The 19,158-nt window shown below is 61.4% G+C and carries 16 protein-coding genes; 7 read left to right on the top strand and 9 right to left on the bottom strand.

Annotation, left to right across the window (positions count from 1 at the left end):
* Positions 1–129: 129 nt before the first annotated feature.
* Genes G3N95_RS02400 through G3N95_RS02375 form a run of 6 tightly spaced genes read right to left on the bottom strand, consistent with a single transcriptional unit; the run spans position 130 to position 7,562 of the window.
* On the bottom strand, positions 130–882 hold the full coding sequence (locus G3N95_RS02400) for an SDR family oxidoreductase (RefSeq protein ID WP_205968342.1): 753 nt from the start codon (positions 880–882) through the stop codon (positions 130–132).
* A gap of 33 nt (positions 883–915) precedes the next feature.
* On the bottom strand, positions 916–1,656 hold the full coding sequence (locus G3N95_RS02395) for an SDR family oxidoreductase (RefSeq protein WP_205968341.1): 741 nt from the start codon (positions 1,654–1,656) through the stop codon (positions 916–918).
* A 32-nt stretch (positions 1,657–1,688) separates the two neighbouring features.
* The gene (locus G3N95_RS02390) at positions 1,689–2,885 is read right to left on the bottom strand and encodes an FAD-binding oxidoreductase (protein ID WP_205968340.1); all 1,197 of its coding nucleotides are present in this window, start codon (positions 2,883–2,885) and stop codon (positions 1,689–1,691) included.
* A gap of 37 nt (positions 2,886–2,922) precedes the next feature.
* Positions 2,923–3,756, bottom strand: a complete 834-nt coding sequence (locus G3N95_RS02385; protein ID WP_205968339.1) for an NAD(P)-dependent oxidoreductase — start codon at positions 3,754–3,756, stop codon at positions 2,923–2,925.
* A 9-nt stretch (positions 3,757–3,765) separates the two neighbouring features.
* On the bottom strand, positions 3,766–5,448 hold the full coding sequence (locus G3N95_RS02380; protein WP_205968338.1) for a hydantoinase B/oxoprolinase family protein: 1,683 nt from the start codon (positions 5,446–5,448) through the stop codon (positions 3,766–3,768).
* A 14-nt stretch (positions 5,449–5,462) separates the two neighbouring features.
* Positions 5,463–7,562 carry a hydantoinase/oxoprolinase family protein gene (locus G3N95_RS02375; RefSeq protein WP_205968337.1) on the bottom strand — a complete coding sequence of 700 codons (2,100 nt, stop codon included), beginning with the start codon at positions 7,560–7,562 and terminating at the stop codon, positions 5,463–5,465.
* A 401-nt stretch (positions 7,563–7,963) separates the two neighbouring features.
* Here G3N95_RS02375 and G3N95_RS02370 point away from each other — a divergent pair, with 401 nt between their 5' ends.
* The 5 genes from G3N95_RS02370 to G3N95_RS02350 all read left to right on the top strand — a co-directional run bounded on the left by G3N95_RS02370 (position 7,964) and on the right by G3N95_RS02350 (position 12,663).
* On the top strand, positions 7,964–8,713 hold the full coding sequence (locus tag G3N95_RS02370) for an electron transfer flavoprotein subunit beta/FixA family protein (RefSeq protein WP_205968747.1): 750 nt from the start codon (positions 7,964–7,966) through the stop codon (positions 8,711–8,713).
* A gap of 13 nt (positions 8,714–8,726) precedes the next feature.
* Positions 8,727–9,659, top strand: a complete 933-nt coding sequence (locus G3N95_RS02365) for an electron transfer flavoprotein subunit alpha/FixB family protein (protein ID WP_205968336.1) — start codon at positions 8,727–8,729, stop codon at positions 9,657–9,659.
* Between the two features lie 70 nt (positions 9,660–9,729).
* Complete coding sequence (locus G3N95_RS02360; RefSeq protein WP_205968335.1) at positions 9,730–10,512, top strand: class II aldolase/adducin family protein; 783 nt, start codon at positions 9,730–9,732, stop codon at positions 10,510–10,512.
* Positions 10,454–11,077 (top strand): hypothetical protein, encoded by a 624-nt coding sequence (locus G3N95_RS02355; protein ID WP_205968334.1) that lies wholly within the window; start codon positions 10,454–10,456, stop codon positions 11,075–11,077. The genes G3N95_RS02360 and G3N95_RS02355 overlap by 59 nt, the downstream gene beginning before the upstream one ends.
* 110 nt (positions 11,078–11,187) lie before the next feature.
* Positions 11,188–12,663 (top strand): amino acid permease, encoded by a 1,476-nt coding sequence (locus G3N95_RS02350; RefSeq protein ID WP_277397978.1) that lies wholly within the window; start codon positions 11,188–11,190, stop codon positions 12,661–12,663.
* 147 nt (positions 12,664–12,810) lie between these two features.
* On the opposite strand, the gene G3N95_RS02345 is transcribed toward G3N95_RS02350, so the two are convergent.
* Complete coding sequence (locus G3N95_RS02345; RefSeq protein WP_241018169.1) at positions 12,811–14,961, bottom strand: TonB-dependent siderophore receptor; 2,151 nt, start codon at positions 14,959–14,961, stop codon at positions 12,811–12,813.
* Positions 14,962–15,283: 322 nt separating this feature from the next.
* Positions 15,284–15,922 carry an FMN-binding negative transcriptional regulator gene (locus G3N95_RS02340; RefSeq protein WP_205968332.1) on the bottom strand — a complete coding sequence of 213 codons (639 nt, stop codon included), beginning with the start codon at positions 15,920–15,922 and terminating at the stop codon, positions 15,284–15,286.
* Positions 15,923–16,036: 114 nt separating this feature from the next.
* On the opposite strand from G3N95_RS02340, the gene G3N95_RS02335 reads away from it, so the two are divergent.
* Entirely contained in the window at positions 16,037–17,605 is a 1,569-nt protein-coding gene (locus G3N95_RS02335; protein ID WP_205968331.1) for a PLP-dependent aminotransferase family protein, read from the top strand.
* Positions 17,606–17,615: 10 nt separating this feature from the next.
* Here the strand turns inward: G3N95_RS02335 and G3N95_RS02330 are convergent, their stop codons facing one another.
* On the bottom strand, positions 17,616–17,984 hold the full coding sequence (locus tag G3N95_RS02330; protein WP_205968330.1) for an NUDIX domain-containing protein: 369 nt from the start codon (positions 17,982–17,984) through the stop codon (positions 17,616–17,618).
* 249 nt (positions 17,985–18,233) lie between these two features.
* On the opposite strand from G3N95_RS02330, the gene G3N95_RS02325 reads away from it, so the two are divergent.
* A complete protein-coding gene (locus tag G3N95_RS02325; protein ID WP_205968329.1) occupies positions 18,234–19,148 on the top strand; it encodes a CHAD domain-containing protein in 915 nt (304 codons plus the stop codon).
* Positions 19,149–19,158: the final 10 nt, after the last annotated feature.

The following is a 19,158-nucleotide window of genomic DNA, read 5'->3' as shown; positions in this document are numbered from 1 at the left end:
CTGCAGACATACCGCGCCGGCGCAGCATGTTCTGTGTGACTTGCGCCGTATGACATATTATGACTTTACCACAGCCGCAGTCGGGTCGCCGCTCGCCCCACGCCAGTGCGGGCGAGCGGTTGATGTGCCTCAAGCGTAGATGTATCCACCGCTCACGATGACGTTTTCTCCCGTTGCATACGTGTTGCGGACGCTTGCCATCATGACGACCCACTGTGCGATCTCTTCCGGTTCCGCTGCACGGCCAAGCGGATTGGCTGCGGCAAGCTCGTTGAGGAAGCCGGCCTTCTTCGCCTTCTCGGTTGCGAATCCCGCGGGCGCAACCGAGTTGACGAGGATGCCGTCCTTCGCGACTTCCTGCGCGAACGATCTGGTCAGACTCACGACGGCTGCCTTCGTTGCCGCATAGTGCGCGTTCTGCGGATGCGCCTTGAATGCATCGACCGAAGTGATGTTCACGATGCGTCCCGCGACGTGCGCCTCGACCTTCGGACGGCTGCGCATATGTTCGATCGCCGCGACCATCATGTGATAGGTGCCCTTGATATTGACGGCGTTTTCGAGGTCCCATTCGTCGTCGGAGATTTCGAGGATCGGGCGGCGCGGGTAGATGGCCGCGCTGTTAATCAGGCAATCGACTCGCCCCAGTGCTTCCAGCGCCTTGCGGAACACTGCCTGTGCGGAGTCCTTGCGCGTGATGTCGCCCACTGCGCCGAATACGTCGTGGCCTTGCGCCTTCAACGCGCCGACCGTTTCATCGAGCAGCGGCCCGTTCTTGTCGATCAGCGCGATGCTCTCCGCGCCGTCTTCCAGCATCAACTTTGCGACCGAGAGCCCAAGACCTGAAGCGCCGCCGACGATAACGACTCGTTGATTCTTCATGATTCGAATATGTCCTGTTTGAAGGTACTTCAATTACTTGACGGATACGATCTGCGAGCCACCCGCTGCCTGATCGGTCGGAAAGACTTCCATGCGCGACACGTCAACGGCGTCCGGCAATGACATGGCCGTCGCGATCAGTTCGGCGATGTTGTCAGGCTGGATCGAGCGATAGGCGTCGTACAGTTTTTCGTTCGCGCCTTCGGCACCGAGTGCGGTGCGATAGAGGCTCGTCTGCACGCGGCCCGGCGCGATTTCCGTGACGCGGACTCTCGTGCCGAGCAGATCGCAACGCAGCGAATCGCAGAACATGCTGATCGCGGCTTTGGTCGCGCCATAGACGGCCGTATTCGGATGCGGGAAGCGCCCGGCACTTGAACCGACGAAGAACAGATGACCGCGCTTGCGTGCGACCATGCCTTCGAGCGCGAGGTGCGCGAGACGCAGCGGCGCGCGCAGATTGATATCGATCATGCGGTCGAGATCGGCCAGATCGCTTTCGGCGAATTTTGCAATGGCGGGCAGCAGTCCCGCGTTATTCACGACGACGTCGATTTCGACGCGCTCGAACAGATCGCGTAAAGGCGTCGTGTCCTGCAGATCGAGCACGATCGGCGTGACGTTGCACTCGCTTGCCAGCGCGTCGAGCGCTTTGGCGTCGCGGCCTAGCGCATAGACTTGCAGCCCGTCATTGACCAACCGGTGCGCGATAGCGCGGCCGATGCCGCTAGACGCGCCCGTGACCAGCGCGGTCCGATACGAATGAGAAGTCATGTTGTCAGCCTCTGCATAGAGTAGTCACGTAGTCAGATCACGCCTTCTTCGAGGAAGGGCTTGTTCTCGATCACGCGCTCGTAACCGAGCGGCGCGAGATCGAGCGAGCGGTATTGGCCATAGACGATCAATTCGCACAAGCCCCGTCCAATCGCGGGTGACTGCTGCAAACCATGTCCGCTGAATCCGTTGGCAAAGAGAAAGTTCGTGACCTCGGGATGCGGACCGACAATCGCGTTATGGTCCAGCACGCAGAAGTCGTAATGGCCTGCCCACGCGTTGACGACCTTGATGGCTTCGAATGCGGGAATGCGTTCGGCGAGCGCCGGCCAGATGATGTCTTCGAACTCGGAATGGATCACGTCGAAATCGTCGACGTCCGCCAGCGGATCGGGGTCCGGATAACACCCTGTCAGGTAGTACTGTCCTTCCGGCCGGAAGAAGATGCCCGTCGTGTCGATCGTGAGCGGCACGGTGCCTTGCAGCGGGGTGCGGCAGTCGAAGACGAACAGGCAGCGCTTTCTCGGCTCCACGGGAATGTCGAGGCCCGCGAGGCGCGCCATCGCCGGCCCGCGCGTGCCCGCTGCGTTCACCATGAGCCCGCAGCTGATGCTCTCGCCGCTCTTGAGTTTGACGCCCGTGATGCGCGCGCCTTCGCGAATCACGCCGACCACTTCGTTTTCGATGTATTCGATGCCGAGCGAACGTGCCTTCTTGCGCATGCCCTGAAGCAGGCCATAGCTATCGAACCAGCCTTCGCCGCTTTGTCCGTAGACACCGTTCACGAGGCCTTCGGTATTCAGCCACGGAAAGCGGTCTTTCAACTGCGTTTGATCCAGCAGCGCGACATCGGCGCCGTTCTCGCGTTGCGTTGCGGAGTTGCGCTCGAACATCGGCGCGCCTTTCGCATCGCCGAGATACAGGTAGCCATTTTCCTTGAAGCCGAGTTCGGGCGCGTCGCCATCGACAGAGACAAGTTCATGGAAATTGCGGATGAACTCGGTGCCGAACTGCGAAATCCTGATGTTCAGCGGATTCGAGAACTGATGCCGGATCGAAGCGCTCGACAGCGCCGTTGCCGATTTCGCATAGGTCCAGTCCCGCTCGACGACGAGCACCGAGCCGTTGAAATCCGGATTCTTCGCGAGAAAGTAAGCGGTGGCGCTGCCGACGACTGCGCCGCCCACGATCACCACGTCGTAGTGATTCTTTGTTGCTTGCTGTGCCATCTCAATGCTTCCAGAAAGTCGATCGGATTAGCGGCGCTCAGCGGTTCTTCGGCTCATCTTCGAAGTGACCGTCGGCGGCGAACTGGCCGCCCTGAAAGCGCACGGCAGGCTGCTTCGGATCGCCGATGGGCGTGTTCGCATAGACCTCGGCGCGATATGCGTCGGCGGAGTCTTTCGGGCGGTAGCCGAGATAGCCGGCCTGCGTGTTGTCCCAGAAGTTCGCGCTGTTGTTCGAGTTGCCGTAGACGATCATATGGCCGACGCTCGGCGTCATCAGCGCCTGGATGCACAGGTGCGAGAAGTCGTCGTAGGAAAGCCAGGTCGCCAGCATGCGGCGGTCGACGGGCTTCGGGAAACACGAGCCAATGCGTACGCACACCGACTCGAGGCCGAACTTGTCGAAGTAGTAGCGCGACAGGTTTTCGACGAAGGCCTTGCTGACGCCGTAGAGGCTGTCCGGGCGCTGCGGCACGTCGGCATCGATGGTCTGAACGCATTCGTAGAAGCCGATCGCGTGAACCGAACTCGCGTAGATCACGCGCTTCACGCCTTCCTGGCGTGCCGCTTCGTAGATGTGATAGCTGCCCGCGATGTTCGAATCGAGAATGACCTGGAAAGTGTTCTCGCGCGGCGCGCCGCCCAGATGAATGACCATGTCGACGCCTTTCATCATGTCGAACACGGCATCGCGGTCGGCCAGATCGCAGACTAAGTGACGTTCGTTCGCGCGGACTTCGCCGAGCGGCGCGCGGTCGCTGAGGGTCAGTTGTTCGGCGTACGGTCGCAGCGACTCGCGCAGCACGGAGCCGAGCGCGCCGGCGGCGCCCGTGATCAGGATGTTCTTGAACGGAGGCTTGGTGATGTCGGTCATGTTGGTTCCTTACTGGCGGCCCGAAGCTTCGAGAGCATCGAGCGTGAGGCCGTAGTCGTCGCGCAGTTGTGCTTCGGAGATGTACTCGTTGCGGATGTCGCGCAACAGGGCTTCGCGGTCGCGCTGCGCCGGCGAACCGACGCCGCCGCCGCCCGGCAGCGAGAGCGTGACGCGCTCATGCTCGCCCACGGCTTGCGTCCCTTTGCCTTTCATCTTCGTGCCGTCAGACAGCGTGACCTGGCCCGGCGCGCCGGACTGTCCGCCCGACTGTCCGCGTGCGGGGTGATCGATGCGATCGAACATCGCGTTGAAGCGGAAGTGATAGCCGGCGCGCGGTCCGATTTCGACGATCTGGCCGAGGCCGCCGCGCAGCTTGCCCGCGCCGCCCGAGCCCGAACGCATTTCCTTGCGCCATACGACGATCGGGCCGACCTGTTCGGTGGCTTCGACGGACATCGCATGCACGCCGCTCGGAAACGCGGTTGCCGACAGCCCATCGAGTTCCGCGCGGGCACCCGTGCCGCCGCTATTGAACATCAGGATTTCGCTGCCCTTGAGTCCGGATCCTTCCTGCACCGGACGTGCGCTGACGTGCAGATTCCACAACGCACCGGAGCCTTCCGCAGGCACGCGGTCCGGGAGAATCTTGTGCAACGCGCCCAGCACGAGGTCAGGCACGAAATGGCCGAGCACGTGGCGGACCGCGACGGGGCTCGGACGTTGCGCGTTGAGAATGCAGCCCGCGGGCGCCTGCACGCGGAACGGTTCCAGCGACGCCGCATTGTTCGGCACTTCCGGCGCGATGATGCATTTCAGGCCATAGCATGCATACGCCTTCGCGTAGAGCAGCGGCACGTTGATGCCGAACGGGCTGGCAGGTGATGAACCGGCGAAGTCGGCGAGCAGGTGATCATCGGCGACGCTGAGCGTCACATTGAGCTTGACGGGCGTGTCGTAGCCGTCGAGCGTCATGTCGTTGGTCTGCGTGCCGTTCGGCAGTGCGGCGATGCGTTCGAGCGTCGCTTCGCGGCTGCGCGCCAGAATGAACTCGCCGATGCCTTCGACGTCCTTGAGGTCGAACTCCTTGAGCATCTCCAGCAGGCGCTTGTGGCCCGTTTCATTGCACGCGGCCAGCGCATAGAGATCGCCGACGACCTTATCGGGCTCGCGCACGTTGTTGCGCAGAATGTTGATCAGATCGCGATTGACTTCGCCGCGCTCGATCAGCTTCATGATCGGCACGAACAGACCTTCTTCGTAGATCTCGCGCGAGTCCGGTCCGAAACCGCGACCGCCGATATCGACCACGTGCGCCGTGCTGGCGAAATAGCCGATCAACTCGCCGTGATGGAACGAAGGGGACACGACCGTGAAGTCGTGCAAATGGCCCGTGCCTTTCCACGGATCGTTGGTCAGATAGACATCGCCTTCATACATCCGGTCGATGCCGATGTCGTTCATGAAGTGCTCGACGGCTTCCGCCATCGTGTTCACGTGGCCGGGCGTACCCGTCACGGCTTGCGCCAGCATGCGGCCGCGCTTGTCGAAGATGCCTGCCGACAGATCGCCCGCTTCGCGAACGCTGGTGCTGAACGCCGTGCGGATCAGGGCCATCGCCTGTTCTTCCACCACGGAAATCAGGCGGTTCCACATGACCTGCATGTGGATCGTGTCGAGATTGCTAAGGGACATGGTTTGGCTCCTGATCAGCGAGTGGCGTTCAGTTCTTTGGCGACGACGAGGAGACACCCATCGGGCTGCACCATCGCATCGAAAGACGAGGTGACGAGCGTCGACGTCTCTGGTTCGACGATGATCGCCGGTCCCGTCACGCATTCGCCCACTTTCAGCGAAGCGCGTTCGACAATGGCCGCTTCGACGAAACGATGCAGCGCCGCGTCGAAGATATTGCGTGTCTTTGCAGCGGTGACTGCATCTCGCGACGTCTCGAGTTTCAGGCGCTCGACAGGCGGCATCGGCGAGCTTGCCTTCACCGCCCAACTGACGATTTCGATGTCGAGCCCATCGATGGGGCGGCCGAAGAACTGCGTATAGGCCTTCGTGAAAGCATCCGCGAAGGTGCGCCGATCGTCGGTGGTAAAGCGGCGGTGCGGAATCATCACGGGGATTTCCCAGCCCTGGCCGACATAGCGCATGAACGCCTTGATTTCGACGAGCGGCTCGGCATCGCCCGAACCTTGTCGTGCGAAGTGGACGGCTTCTTCGCTCAACTGGCCGACGATTTCATTCAGTGCATCCGCGTCGAAGTCGTTGAAGCGCATGCTCGCGCTGCGCACGCTCTCGTAGCCGAACGGCGCGCGCAGAAAGCCGATCGCGGAACCCACGCCCGCGCCCGGCGGCACGATGAACTTCCGGATTCCGCTCTTTTCGCACAGACGCGCCGCGTGTAGCGGACCGGCGCCGCCGAAGGTGATCATCGTGTAGTCGCCGATGTCCTTGCCGCTTTCGACGGCATGCACGCGCGCTGCGTTGCTCATGTTCTCGTCGACGACTTCGGCTACGCCATAAGCGGTCTCTTCAGCATTGAGGCTAATCGTGCCGCCCACTTCACTGACCATCGCGGTCGCGGCGTTGTCGGTGGAAAGCTGGATCGTGCCGCCCGCGAAATTGGCGGGATCGAGGCGGCCGAGCAGCAGATCGGCATCGGTCACGGTCGGCTGCGTGCCGCCGCGCTGATAGCACGCGGGACCGGGCTCCGATGCCGCGCTATGCGGACCCACGCGAATCTGGCGCATCACGTCGAGCGAGGCGATCGAGCCGCCGCCGGCGCCGATTTCAACCATCTCGACAACGGGAATCGAAATGGGCATGCCGCTGCCTTTCTTGAAGCGATAGGTGCGGGCGACTTCGAACGTATTGGCCGTCTTCGGCGTGAGGTCGTCGATCAGACAGATCTTCGCGGTGGTGCCGCCCATGTCGAAAGACAGCACGCTGTTCAGATCGTAGCGCGCGGCAATATGCGCGGCGAAGATGGCGCCGCCCGCCGGGCCCGATTCGACGAGGCGAACGGGGAACGCGGACGCGCTCTCGATCGACACGATGCCGCCGCCCGAGTGAATGATGAAGAGCGGACAAACGGCGCCCGCTTCGCGCACCTTGCCGAGCAGGCGGTCCAGATAGGACTTCATGATCGGACGCACGTATGCATTCGCGCACACCGTATTGAAGCGCTCGAACTCGCGAATCTGCGGCGACACTTCACTCGATATCGACACGGACACATCGGGCAGGCGCTTTTCGATCGCGTCGCGCATCATGCGTTCATGCTCGCCGTTCGCGTACGCGTGAATGAAGCCGACCGCGACGCTCTCGTAGCCGCCCTGTTCGATACGGTCGACGATCGATGCGATTTGCGCTTCCGTCGGCGCGAGCAGAATGCCGCCCTGCGCGTCGATCCGCTCGCCGAGCGTGAAGCGGTCACAGCGTTCGATCAGCGGAGGAGGGAGCTTGATGTTCAGGTCGTATTGCTCGAAGCGGTTTTCCGTGCGCATTTCGATCGTGTCGCGAAAGCCTTGCGTCGTCACGAAGGCCGTCTTTGCGCCGCGCCGTTCGATGAGCGCGTTGGTCGCGAGCGTGGTGCCGTGGATGATGACGCCGATATCCTTCAGCGCGATACCGGCCTTGTCCGCAACGATGCCGATGCCCTTGATGATGGCGCGTTCGGGCGCCGTGTAATCCGTCAGCACCTTGGTGGAAAAGAGCGCTCCACCGAGTTCGAGCGCAACGTCGGTGAAGGTCCCACCGATATCGACGCCTACTCGTGCCTTGTCGTGACTGGCCACCATGACTCTCCTGTTTAAAGCATGACATGCGCCGGGCGCTTCCGCCCAGCGAGAAATCCCGTTGACGAACTTCGGACGGCGCTTCCAGCAGGACATTACAGCCGTCCTTTCTGGTCTTTTGTCTCCCGTAGGCAGAGCGCCGCAACCGTTAATTTTTGCTCGTTGACATATGATGAGTGACGTCTTACAGTGCTGTCAACACGAACAAAATGAATTTGCCCATTCCGGCTATTCTCGAACCCGTTTTAGTGTTTGTAAAGCTTTGTTTTTTATAGTTTTATAGGTGTTTTCACGCTGACGGGGTCGAGCGCGGATGGATGGTCGGAGACGCAGCGGGCAGCGGTCCGGATGCATGCGAACCGATCAATTTTGCGAATTTTTGGCAGAGTGACAAAGGACGGATGATGAAGGTTTTGGTGCCAGTCAAGAGAGTGGTTGACTACAACGTGAAGGTCCGCGTGAAGTCGGATCAATCCGGCGTCGACATCGCCAACGTGAAGATGTCGATGAATCCGTTCGACGAAATCGCTGTTGAAGAAGCGGTGCGTCTGAAGGAGGCGGGTGTGGTTAGTGAGGTCGTGGCGGTTTCTTGCGGTGTCACGCAATGTCAGGAAACGCTGCGCACGGCGCTGGCGATCGGCGCGGACCGCGCTGTGTTGATCGAGTCCAACGAGGACCTGCAGCCGCTGGCGGTCGCGAAGCTGCTCAAGGCGCTGGTCGACAAGGAGCAGCCTTCGCTTGTGATTCTCGGCAAGCAGGCCATCGACGACGATTCGAACCAGACGGGCCAGATGCTGGCTGCTTTGGCTGGCCTGCCGCAGGCGACTTTCGCATCGAAGGTTGTCGTTGCCGACGGCAAGGCGACGGTGTCGCGCGAAGTGGATGGCGGCGCCGAAACGCTGTCGCTCAAGCTGCCCGCAGTCGTGACGACCGATCTCCGCCTGAACGAGCCGCGCTACGTGACGCTGCCCAACATCATGAAGGCGAAGAAGAAGCCGCTCGAAACCGTGAAGCCCGGAGACCTGGGCGTCGATGTCACGCCGCATCTGAAGACGCTGAAGGTCAGCGAGCCGCCGAAGCGCCCGGCCGGCGTGAAGGTGGCGGACGTGAAGACGCTGGTCGAAAAGCTCAAGACCGAAGCCAAAGTCTTGTGAGGCGAGGGACGAAATGACGATTCTGGTAATTGCGGAACACGACAACGCGGCGCTCAAGGCAGCGACGCTGAACACGGTTGCTGCCGCGCAGAAGATTAGCGGTGACGTTCATGTGCTGATTGCCGGTCACAACGCGCACGATGCGGCTGGCGCCGCTGCGAAGGTCATAGGCGTATCGAAGGTGCTGCTGGCCGATGCGCCCCAATTGGCCGAAGGCCTCGCGGAAAACGTCGAGGCGACAGTGCTGAACATCGCGATGGATTATTCGCACATCCTCGCGCCTGCTACGGCGTACGGCAAGAACATAGCGCCGCGTATCGCCGCGAAGCTCGACGTCGCGCAGATCAGCGAGATCACGGCGGTAGTCAGTCCCGATACTTTCGAGCGCCCGATCTACGCGGGCAATGCAGTCGCTACGGTTCAATCTCAAGACCCCATCAAGGTCATCACGGTTCGTGCAACAGGTTTCGATCCGGTTGCAGCCGAAGGCGGCAGTGCATCGGTCGAGAAGATCGAAGCTGCGGCCGACTCGGGCATCTCGCAGTTCGTGAGCCGCGAAGTGACGAAGCTCGACCGTCCGGAACTGACTAGCGCCGAGATTATCGTTTCAGGTGGTCGCGGACTGGGCAGCGGCGAGAACTACACAAAGGTACTGGAGCCTTTGGCCGACAAACTCGGCGCAGCCATGGGCGCATCACGCGCGGCTGTCGACGCGGGCTACGTGCCGAACGATTATCAGGTCGGTCAAACGGGCAAGATCGTCGCGCCGCAACTGTACATCGCGGTCGGCATCTCGGGCGCAATTCAGCATCTGGCCGGCATGAAGGACTCGAAGGTGATCGTCGCAATCAACAAGGATGAAGAAGCGCCGATTTTCAGCGTCGCGAACTACGGCCTCGTCGGCGATCTGTTTGAAGCGGTGCCGTCGCTGGCCGCCGAAGTGTAAATCCATTCTTTTATTCAACCGACGCGCCGTTCGAGAACCGCGCAACTCGTGAACCCGGAGAGCATTCAGCATGATTTCCACTACCGATCCACACATTAACCGCAAGCCACGGAACATTTCACAAGCCGAATGGGACACACGCGTGCAGCTTGCCGCAGCGTACCGACTGGCGGCGAAGTTCGAACTCACCGATCTGATCTACACGCATATCTCGGCCCGCGTTCCCGGAACGACCGATCAGTTTCTGATCAACCCGCATGGCTGGTTCTTCGATGAAATCACGGCGTCGTCTCTCGTGAAGATCGACGTCGACGGCAATCCGATCGGCGACGACCGCTTCGAGGTCAATGCAGCCGGGTTCACGATTCATAGCGCGCTGCATCAGGCGCGTCACGATGTCGAATGTGTCGTGCACCTCCACACGACCTACGGTATGGCCGTCGCCGCGATGGAGTGCGGCCTGCTGCCGCTGAACCAGATCAGCATGCAGTTCTATAACCGTGTCGCGTATCACGAATACGAAGGCATTTCGCTGGAACTGGACGAGCGCGAGCGCATCGTGAAGTCGATTGGGAAAAAGGATTATCTGATTCTGCGCAATCACGGCCTGCTCACGACGGGCCGCTCAGTGGCCGAGGCATTTACTCGCATGTATTACCTGAACAAGGCCTGCGAGATCCAGGTTGCGACGTTGTCGGCAGGACAGAAGGTCGTCATCCCATCGCCTGAAGTTTGCGAGCACGCGGCAAAACAGCACGATGACTACGCCTATCTCGACACAGTGCACCTCGACCGTGAATGGACCGCACTGTTGCGGCTCCTCGACCGCGACGGCGGAAACTACAGGGTCTGATTTTCATGCCGGCCTCCCGGCGCCTCGCTCGCAGTGTCGAACCGACGTGTTGGCTTATCTGTTTGTCGCGACACGAGGCGTCGAAATTCGGGGGCTTCGCTTTCCCTTCGCGCTGCGGTGGTGTGCCGGGCGCGGCATTCATCAGCTATCCAGAACCCAGAGCGGAGAGCGCTATCGCCCGAGCGGCGAAGTGCTCATTCGCCACGAGGAAATGTTCGACGTTCATATGATGCCGGACGAGACGGGCGCAGTAACCGGCAGGCTCGAAATCGATCTGATGCTGCGGAATAAACAGTCGGAGCCGGACTGGCATTCGCTTGCTCTGAGCTATGCGTGCAACGGCCGCGGCTTCGGGCTTGCACTGACGCAATCGATGTTCGCTTCGCCGTCGTATCCGTGGACGCTCGAATCCCTCGCTGCGCGCCTTGGTGCCCGGCCTCGTGCGATACAGATGGCGCTGTTCCGCGAGTCATACAGCTTCGATGCGGCGCTCAGGCGGTGCAGATCTTTGCACACGCTGCTGCGCGCCGGACATGCCCATTGCACCTTCGAAGCAGTCAATTGAACGGCGTAGCGAAGAGAAACACGACGCAGATCGATACCGCTCTCGCTCACGCCGCCCGCACGGCGAGCATCGACGCTCGCTGCCATGTACATGGAAATTCAGGAGGAGATATGGCTGAAACCTCACACCTAAACCGGCGCGGTGACACGGTAGCCGGCATCCGGTCGATGGATATCGGATCGTTCGGTCTGCGCGACGGATCGCACCGTGACGCTGGAAGCGAGCCCGCAAAAAAGGAGGCGCTCGCACACAGCCTCAAACAGCGGCACGTCGTGATGCTGTCGATCGGCGGAAGCATCGGGGCGGGTCTTTTCGTCGGCTCAGGACGCGCGATAGCGGAAGCGGGGCCGGCAGCGATCGTCGCGTATGTGCTGGCCAGTCTGCTCGTCGTGCTGGTGATGCGCATGCTGGGCGAAATGGCTTGCGCGATGCCGGACTCGGGTTCGTTCTCGACTTATGCAGGAAAGGCGATCGGCCCATGGGCCGGCTTCATGATCGGCTGGATGTACTGGTGGTTCTGGGTACTGGTATTGCCGCTGGAAGCGACGGCGGCAGCGAACATCCTGAATAGCTGGTTCCCACAGGTCGAGTTGTGGAAATTCTGTCTGGCCGTCACGTGTCTGCTGACAGTCGCGAACCTTGCCAGCGTCAAACACTATGGCGAACTCGAGTTCTGGTTTTCCGTGGTGAAGGTGACGGCGATCGTGATCTTTATCGCCTGTGGCGCTGCTGCAATTGCCGGCCTGATTCCGCATGTTCACGTGCATGCTTCGCCGAACCTGTTCGGTCAGGGCGGCTTTGCACCGAATGGCTGGACGCCTGTTGCAGGCGCCATGCTGACGACGATGTTCACGTTTCTCGGAACCGAGGTGGTGACGATCGCCGCAGCCGAGTCGAAGGATCCGGCGCGGGAAATATCGCGTGCAATCACCTCCGTCGTCTGGCGCATCTCGCTCTTTTACATCGGTTCGATTGCCATCATCATTTGCATCCTGCCGTGGAATGATCCCGCCTTGACGAAGATCGGTTCCTATCAGGCCGTGCTGCAAGCCTTGCATGTGCCCTATGCGAAGCCGATGATCGATTCGCTGATTCTCGTTGCAGTATGCAGTTGCCTCAACTCAGGCTTGTATACCGCGTCACGCATGATCTTCTCGCTCGGCGCGCGAGGGCAGGCGCCGTCGGTCATGACCTACACGAACCGGGCGGGCGTGCCCGTATTCGCCGTACTCGCATCGACGCTCGCAGCGTTCGCCGGTGTCGCGGCCAACTATCTCGCGCCAAGCTTCGTGTTCGAGGCGCTGCTGTCGACGACGGGCTCGATTGCGCTGCTCGTGTACCTGGTGATCGCCGTGAGTCAACTCCGCCTGCGCACGCGGCTTCACACGCAGGCGACACTGAAGGTCCGCATGTGGCTGCATCCTTTTCTGGGGCTGTTCGTCGTCCTTCTGATTGTCGGCGCGCTGGGCGTAATGGTCAGCGGTCAGGCTCATCGCGAGGAAGTGGTGGCGACGCTGGGACTCAGTGCTTTTCTCGCGGCCGTCGGAAGATTTCATCAGAAGCGCGGAAAGTCCGGTTCGCGTTAGCGTAGATCAGATGCTCCTGGTCGCGGCATTCAATGTCACGTCAGAAATGATACGCCCGAGTCATTCGAACGACGAGGCCGTGCCGGGCAGGTGCAGCAGTCAGTACCGGATCGCCGATGCCCGATCCGGTACTGGAACGGACAACGCTCAAAAGTCGACCTGAGCGGACAGCAGCACCGTGCGCGGCGCGGCATTGGTCACGTACGTGCCTTGCTGGATCCAGTAGCGGCTGCCGAAGAGATTCTCGACGTTCGCGCGGAACACGACGTCCCGCTTCGCGATCCGCGTGCCGTAGCGCACGCCGACGTCATAACGCGTCCATGCCGGCAGGCGCAATGCGTTGCTCGAGTCGTAGTACTGCGCGCCCGTGTGGATGATCCGGCCGTTGACGCTCAGACCCTGGACCCACGGCAGATCGTAATCGGCGCCGAGGTTGAACGCGAACTTCGGCACGCCGCCAGGTGCGTTGCCGTCCTGCGTGCCGCCCGCCGTGCCCGACACCTTCGGATCGTAGAACGTTGCGCTCGCCATCAGGCGCAGGCGGCGGAACACCTCGCCATAAGCCGACAGTTCGAGACCGCGCACGCGCGTCTGACCGTTGTAACCGTAGACGTTCGTCGTCGGATCGGTGACGGCGTTCGGCTGTGCGATCTGGAAGACGGCGACCGAGGTCAGCACGCGGCCCCAGTCCGCCTTCACACCCGCCTCGTACTGGTTCGACTTGTACGGCGCGAATGCCTGTCCCGCGTTCGCCGTGCCCGCGGGCGCCGTGCCGCCGTTCGACAGACCCGACGTGAAGTTGCCGTACACCGAGATATTCGACAGCGGCTTGAACACGATGCCCGCGAGCGGGGTGATCGCCTGCTGGTCTAGCGAGCTTTGCTGCAAACCCGTGGTCGGGTCGTAGTTGTCCGAGCCGATCGTCTGATGACGGAAGCCGCCCGTGATCAGCAGACGGTCGTTGAAGAAGGACATCGTATCGATGACCTGCTGGCTGTTCAGGCGTAACTGCGAGCTGCGTTGTGCGTCGCCGCGCGCAACGTCCATCGCAGGCAGCGGCGTCGGATTGTAGAGGCTCGACGGTACCGAGGTCGAACCCAGTGCGTAGAAATAGCCGATCTCCTGATTCAGGCTCGTGATGCCCGTGACCAGCGTGTGCTTGATGCCAAAGGTGTCGAAGTGGAAGCGCAAGCCGGCATCGACGGTTTTCGTGCGGGTGTACTGGTCGTAGTAGCCGTTGTAGACGTCGAACGTCCCCGCCGACGTCATGTTGGCCGCGTACGGGAAGTTCTGCGCCGACGTGCCGTAATGCTCGCCAGCCGCGCCATACACGGTCACGTACTGGTTGACGTCGTACTCGACGCGAGTCATGACGGCCGAATCGCGCAGCTTGAGCTTCGAACCCGGATAGAGATTGCTGTAACCCGACGGCGCCTCGGGCACCGCCGTGGCCGTGCCGAAGCCGATCTGCGAGCGGAACTCATCGGTGTTCTCGGAGACGTTGTAGGCGTCGAACGACCAGCGTAACTGCTTGCCGCGATAGTCCAGACCGATCGCGCTGTCGCCCTGAAGCTGATTGCCGTGCGCGATGCCCGTCTGTCCGTCCTTGATCTGCCCGTTGAAGCGGATACCCCACTGGCCTTCGTCACCGAAGCGGCGGCCAATGTCGGCGGCCATACCGAACTGGCCTTTGGACTGATACAGCGCCGTGAGGCGCGTGAGCGGCTGATCGTCGGCGCGCCTGGTGACGATGTTGATCGCGCCGCCGACGCTGCCTCCCGGTCCCATTCCATACATCAGCGAACCCGGCCCTTGCAGCACTTCGACGCGCTCCAGCAGATTGACCGGTACGCGAGCCGCCGAGACCATGCCGTACAGCCCGTTGAGCGCGACATCGGTTGCCTGCACGTCGAAGCCGCGAATCTGGAAGACGTCGCCGAAGCCGCCGCTGCTCTGCTCGTTGCGTACGGAAGCGTTATTGACGACGACATCGGCGATCGTGCGCGCCTGCGTGTCCTGGATCGTCTGCTCGGTGTAATTGGTCGTGCTGAACGGCTGGTCCATCACGTTCGACGTGCCGAGCACACCGATGCTGCCGCCTCGCGCCACCTGGCCGCCCGCGTAGGGCGCGGGCAGTTCGCCGGGCGCTGCCGAGCTTTTGACGACCACGGCGGGCAGGGTAGTGGAATCCGGCGATGTGCCGTCGTCCGTCGCTGCCGAGGTCTGCGCGTAAGCACTGGCCTGGATGGCGGCCGTCGCGACCAATCCCACGAAAAGACGTTCGACTGCCCATGACATCGCAGTACGCCGACTGATGTTTTGCTGAGTATCCCGTTGTGACATAAGGCCTTGGTCTTTTTTGAAATTTGTGAGTCGAGCCCGATTGAATTCGCTGTAAATGCAAATCATTCGCGATTGTAGTGGATTTCGGTAAATACATGGTACAAATGTGAGAGGTGCCGAAGCGGATAGGTCCGTATCGACTGGGGACGTGCGAAGCCGTGGGTTGAAGGCGAGGTTTGGAAGCGGCGACCGTTCAGGTCGCGCTGGATTGACTTGGGCTTATGCCGGGGATGCGTGTGGACGAGATGGCGGCGGCCAGCACGGGTGAATCTTCGCTTTACTCAGGCTTATCCGTCCGCCTGGCGAGCATCGCGTCGCCGATCCGCGATTGCTCGCGCGCCTTGAGTGCTTCGGCTGCGCCGCGAACGTCACGCGCTTCCTTGTTCTGGCTCAGCTTGCTTTTGCCGACCAGCCGCGTGATCTCGATCTCCAGTCCGACGATCGACTGGAGCAGGGTATCGATATAGTCCTTCGGCGCGTCGGCCATCTTCCACGGCTGCGCTTGCGATGCTTCATGTGTGCGAGTCAGCCGGCCCACGACGCCGCGCACGTATCGCTCGTCATCGCGAACGGTGATGCGGCCATAGGCATGGACGACGATGTAATTCCACGTCGGCACCTGCTTGTGGGCTTCATGTTTGCTCGGATACCAGTTTGGCGAAATATAGGCGTCGCCGGCACGGAAGACGGCCAGCACTTCATCTCCGTTCGCGACATCCTGCCAGACGGGGTTGGCTCGCGCGACATGCGCACGCAGCACGCCTGGGCCGTCTCCTTCTACTGCCAGTTCGAAGGGAATGTGATTCGCGTCCAGCCCGCTCTTGCCATGCGTCACCAGCATGCCGAACGGATTCTGTGCGATGTGCGCGTGCAGAACTTCGCGGTTGTCTTCGTTGAAATGCCCGGGTACGTACATATCGATTCCACTTGCCTGGTGGGTTGTAGGGGTTAGCGATCCGAGTGGCCATTGTGGTCGGAAACTGGTTTATGCTAAAGATCCAGTTTGAACAATTATGGGTGGACCGGAATAATGGCAAGAACGGCCGGGATCGTGGAAATTCCGTCGATCGGCACTCTGGATCGCGCGGCGGGCAACCTGAGCCGTCAGGTCGCGGAGGCGCTTCGCGAAGCGGTGCGCAACGGCGATGTGTTGCCCGGCGATGCGCTGCCTTCCACGCGCCTGCTCGCGGAGTCATTGCAAGTCGCGCGCGGCACGGTCATCGAGGCCTACCAGCAGTTGATCGCCGAGGGCTTTCTGGAGTCGAAAGAAGGCGCCGGCACGCGCGTCGCGCAAGCGCTCGCCGAAGCGCCACAGGCCAGCGAGCCGCGCGCCGTCCGCAGGCGTATTGCGCGGCCCGCCTTGCCGGAGCCCGCAGCAGCGTTTGCGCAGATCGCGCAGGAGTTCAGGCCGCTTGCGCACGTGCCGTTTGCGATTTCCGTCCCCGTCGGCTTAACGGCGCCTGCCGACATCTGGCGCCGGCTCGGCAACCGGCTGCGTGCAAAAGGCCCAGGCGCGCCGGCCGGTTACACGGACCCGCTCGGCGCGTTGCCGCTGCGGGAAGCGATTGCCGGCTACGTGCGAAAGTCGCGCTCCGTACGTTGCGAACCGGGCCAGGTCATCGTGACCAGCGGAACGCAGCAAGGTCTCTTCCTCGCATGTCAGGTGTTGCTGGGTCCACGCGACCAGGCGTGGGTAGAGAATCCGGCCTATCGTGGCGTGACAGCGATACTCGAGAGTACGGGCCATCGCAACACGATGATTCGCGTACCCGTGGACGCAGAAGGCATCGACGTCGAAGCAGGCATCAGAAAGGCGCCTCACGCGCGTGCCGCATTCGTCACGCCGTCGCATCAGTATCCGCTGGGCATGCCGATGAGCATGGCGCGGCGCAACGCATTGCTCGCGTGGGCGCGCGCCAGCCATGCGTGGGTAGTCGAGGACGACTACGACAGCGAGCTTCGCTACCAGGGCTATCCGTTTCCGTCACTGCAGGGACTCGATCCCGACCGTGTGATCTATCTCGGCACGTTCAGCAAGATCCTGTTTCCATCATTGCGTCTGGGTTATGCGATCGTCCCCGACGATCTGGTCGATGCATTCTGCGGCGCGCGCGTGCTGATGGACCGTCATCCGCCCAATGCCGATCAGCACGTGCTGGCGGCCTTCATGGCCGAGGGCCACCTGGAGCGTCATATACGCAAGGTTCGCAACGTGTACTTCGATCATCGCGTGCATCTGATCGAGACACTCGATTCTTTGCTTCCCAAGGAGATCGCATGGGTGGAGCCAGGCGATCAGGGCATGCATCTCGTCCTGTGGCTGGCGAAAGGCATCGATGACCGGAGAGTCGTCGAGTTGGCCGCGCGTGAGGGCGTCTCGGTGCGTGCGGTGTCGCCGACGTTCGCACCGGGAACAGCACGTCCGGGTGTGATCCTTGGATTCGGGGGATTCAGCGGCGCGCAGATGAACGTGGCCGCACAGCGTCTTGCAGCCGTTATCGTTGCAGAGGCGAAGTCACTCGCACGAGGTCGCGCTGTGCGCAATTCTTCCACAGGCAAGGGCAGCTCTCGTCGCCGAACGTCGAGTATTCAGGCTTGAAGACAGGCTGTTACTTCCAGCGCCTTTGACTCATGAGCTTCACGATATTGACCGTCGGCCCGCTGGTCATGAGGCGAGGGAGGTCGTCGAGATGAACCCAGCGGCACCGGGAGATTTCGTTACTCGGGCGAGCTTTGGCGCGATTCGGAATCTCGCAGGCGAACACGTGGTGATGCTTCTGTTTGCCGCGAAAGTCGAAGAGGTGCTTGGCCGACTTGCCGGACAGTCGCGTTTCTTCCTTGAGTTCCCGAAGCGCAGCGTCCGTGCGATCTTCTCCACGCTTGAGGATCCCGCCCGGTAAAGCCCACTTTGATTGACTGCGTGCAACGAGCAGGATTCGTTTCCCTCTGCGACAAATCACGGTGGCGCGCTTCTTCAAACCGTACTCCCACTGATGTCCCAGGCGTTCTGCAGGCGCGCTCGACGCGCCACTGTATCGGGCCGTATTGACCTAGCCGCGTATGCTAATACAGAACAGCAGAAACGGGTGACATCTCGAAGCGAGAGCGACGCGGACGCGACACTATCAAGCCACATTTCATTTAAACGTCACAACGGATGCAGCGCGCGTATATGGCTATGGTAAGGTCACGGCAACGCGTATTCTCCTGTCGCAAGCGAGGCTCCAATGGATATGGATGGTGACTGGCCCTTGCCGCGGCCAACCACTTTCTTCAAAGTCAACCGGCGGCCGGCCGGTTCATCGCTTTCAAAAACGAGTTCCATCGCCAGTACTTTTTCGTCATTGGCGACACCTGTTGTGGCCGAAGCAGTTCAAAGGGCCAGAGAGCTATCCACGCAAAGCGATGTCGAAGGGTTTCATCAGCTTCGCGTTGCTTTCAGAAAACTTCGTGCTTTGTACTGGGCGTATTCCCCTTACCTTGGGGAAGAAGCGACCGCGCAAGCCACCGAAGAATTCAAACGTCTTGCGGCGGTGGCGGGCGGAACCCGTGATTGGGACATCGCAGGCGAACTCCTGCAAGCCGCGCAGGAATCGGGCGCATCGATCGACCCACTGGTGGCCGCAGCCCGCGAGAAGCGTGCGCAGGCGGTGGTGCACAGCCAGACGATGATCAAATGCGACGACGTCGAGGCGTTTCTGAATGATGCATTGCTTCGCGCGCAAACCACGCTGCAATTGCATTGCAACGATCTTCCCATTCGCGCATTCGCAAGAAAGCGCGTCCGTCTGGCGCAGCGCGCACTTCACAAGCGCAGCAGGCGCGCAGGACGCGGCAGCGAAACGGAGCACGAGGAAGAGCTTCACGATGTTCGCAAGGCCGGCAAAAAACTCAGGTATCTGCTCGAGTTTTTCCAGCCAGTGATCAAGGGCGGATACGGTCGCACGATCAAGGAGTTGACGGCCGTGCAGAACAAGCTGGGACTCTTCAACGACATCGCCGCCAGCGAGACGCTGATTCGCACCGCCTCGTTCAACGAGGTGCCGCCCGAGGTCGTGCAGGAATCGTTGCGATGGTTGCAGGAGCAGAAGGGCCGTCGAATGCGCGCGGCATCGCGGCGGGTGCGCGACATCGCTAGCTGAAAGCGCGCGT

The sequence above is a fragment of the Paraburkholderia sp. Tr-20389 genome (assembly GCF_017104565.1).
GTDB lineage: Bacteria > Pseudomonadota > Gammaproteobacteria > Burkholderiales > Burkholderiaceae > Paraburkholderia.
This window is presented reverse-complemented; position numbering and strand designations above follow the sequence as displayed.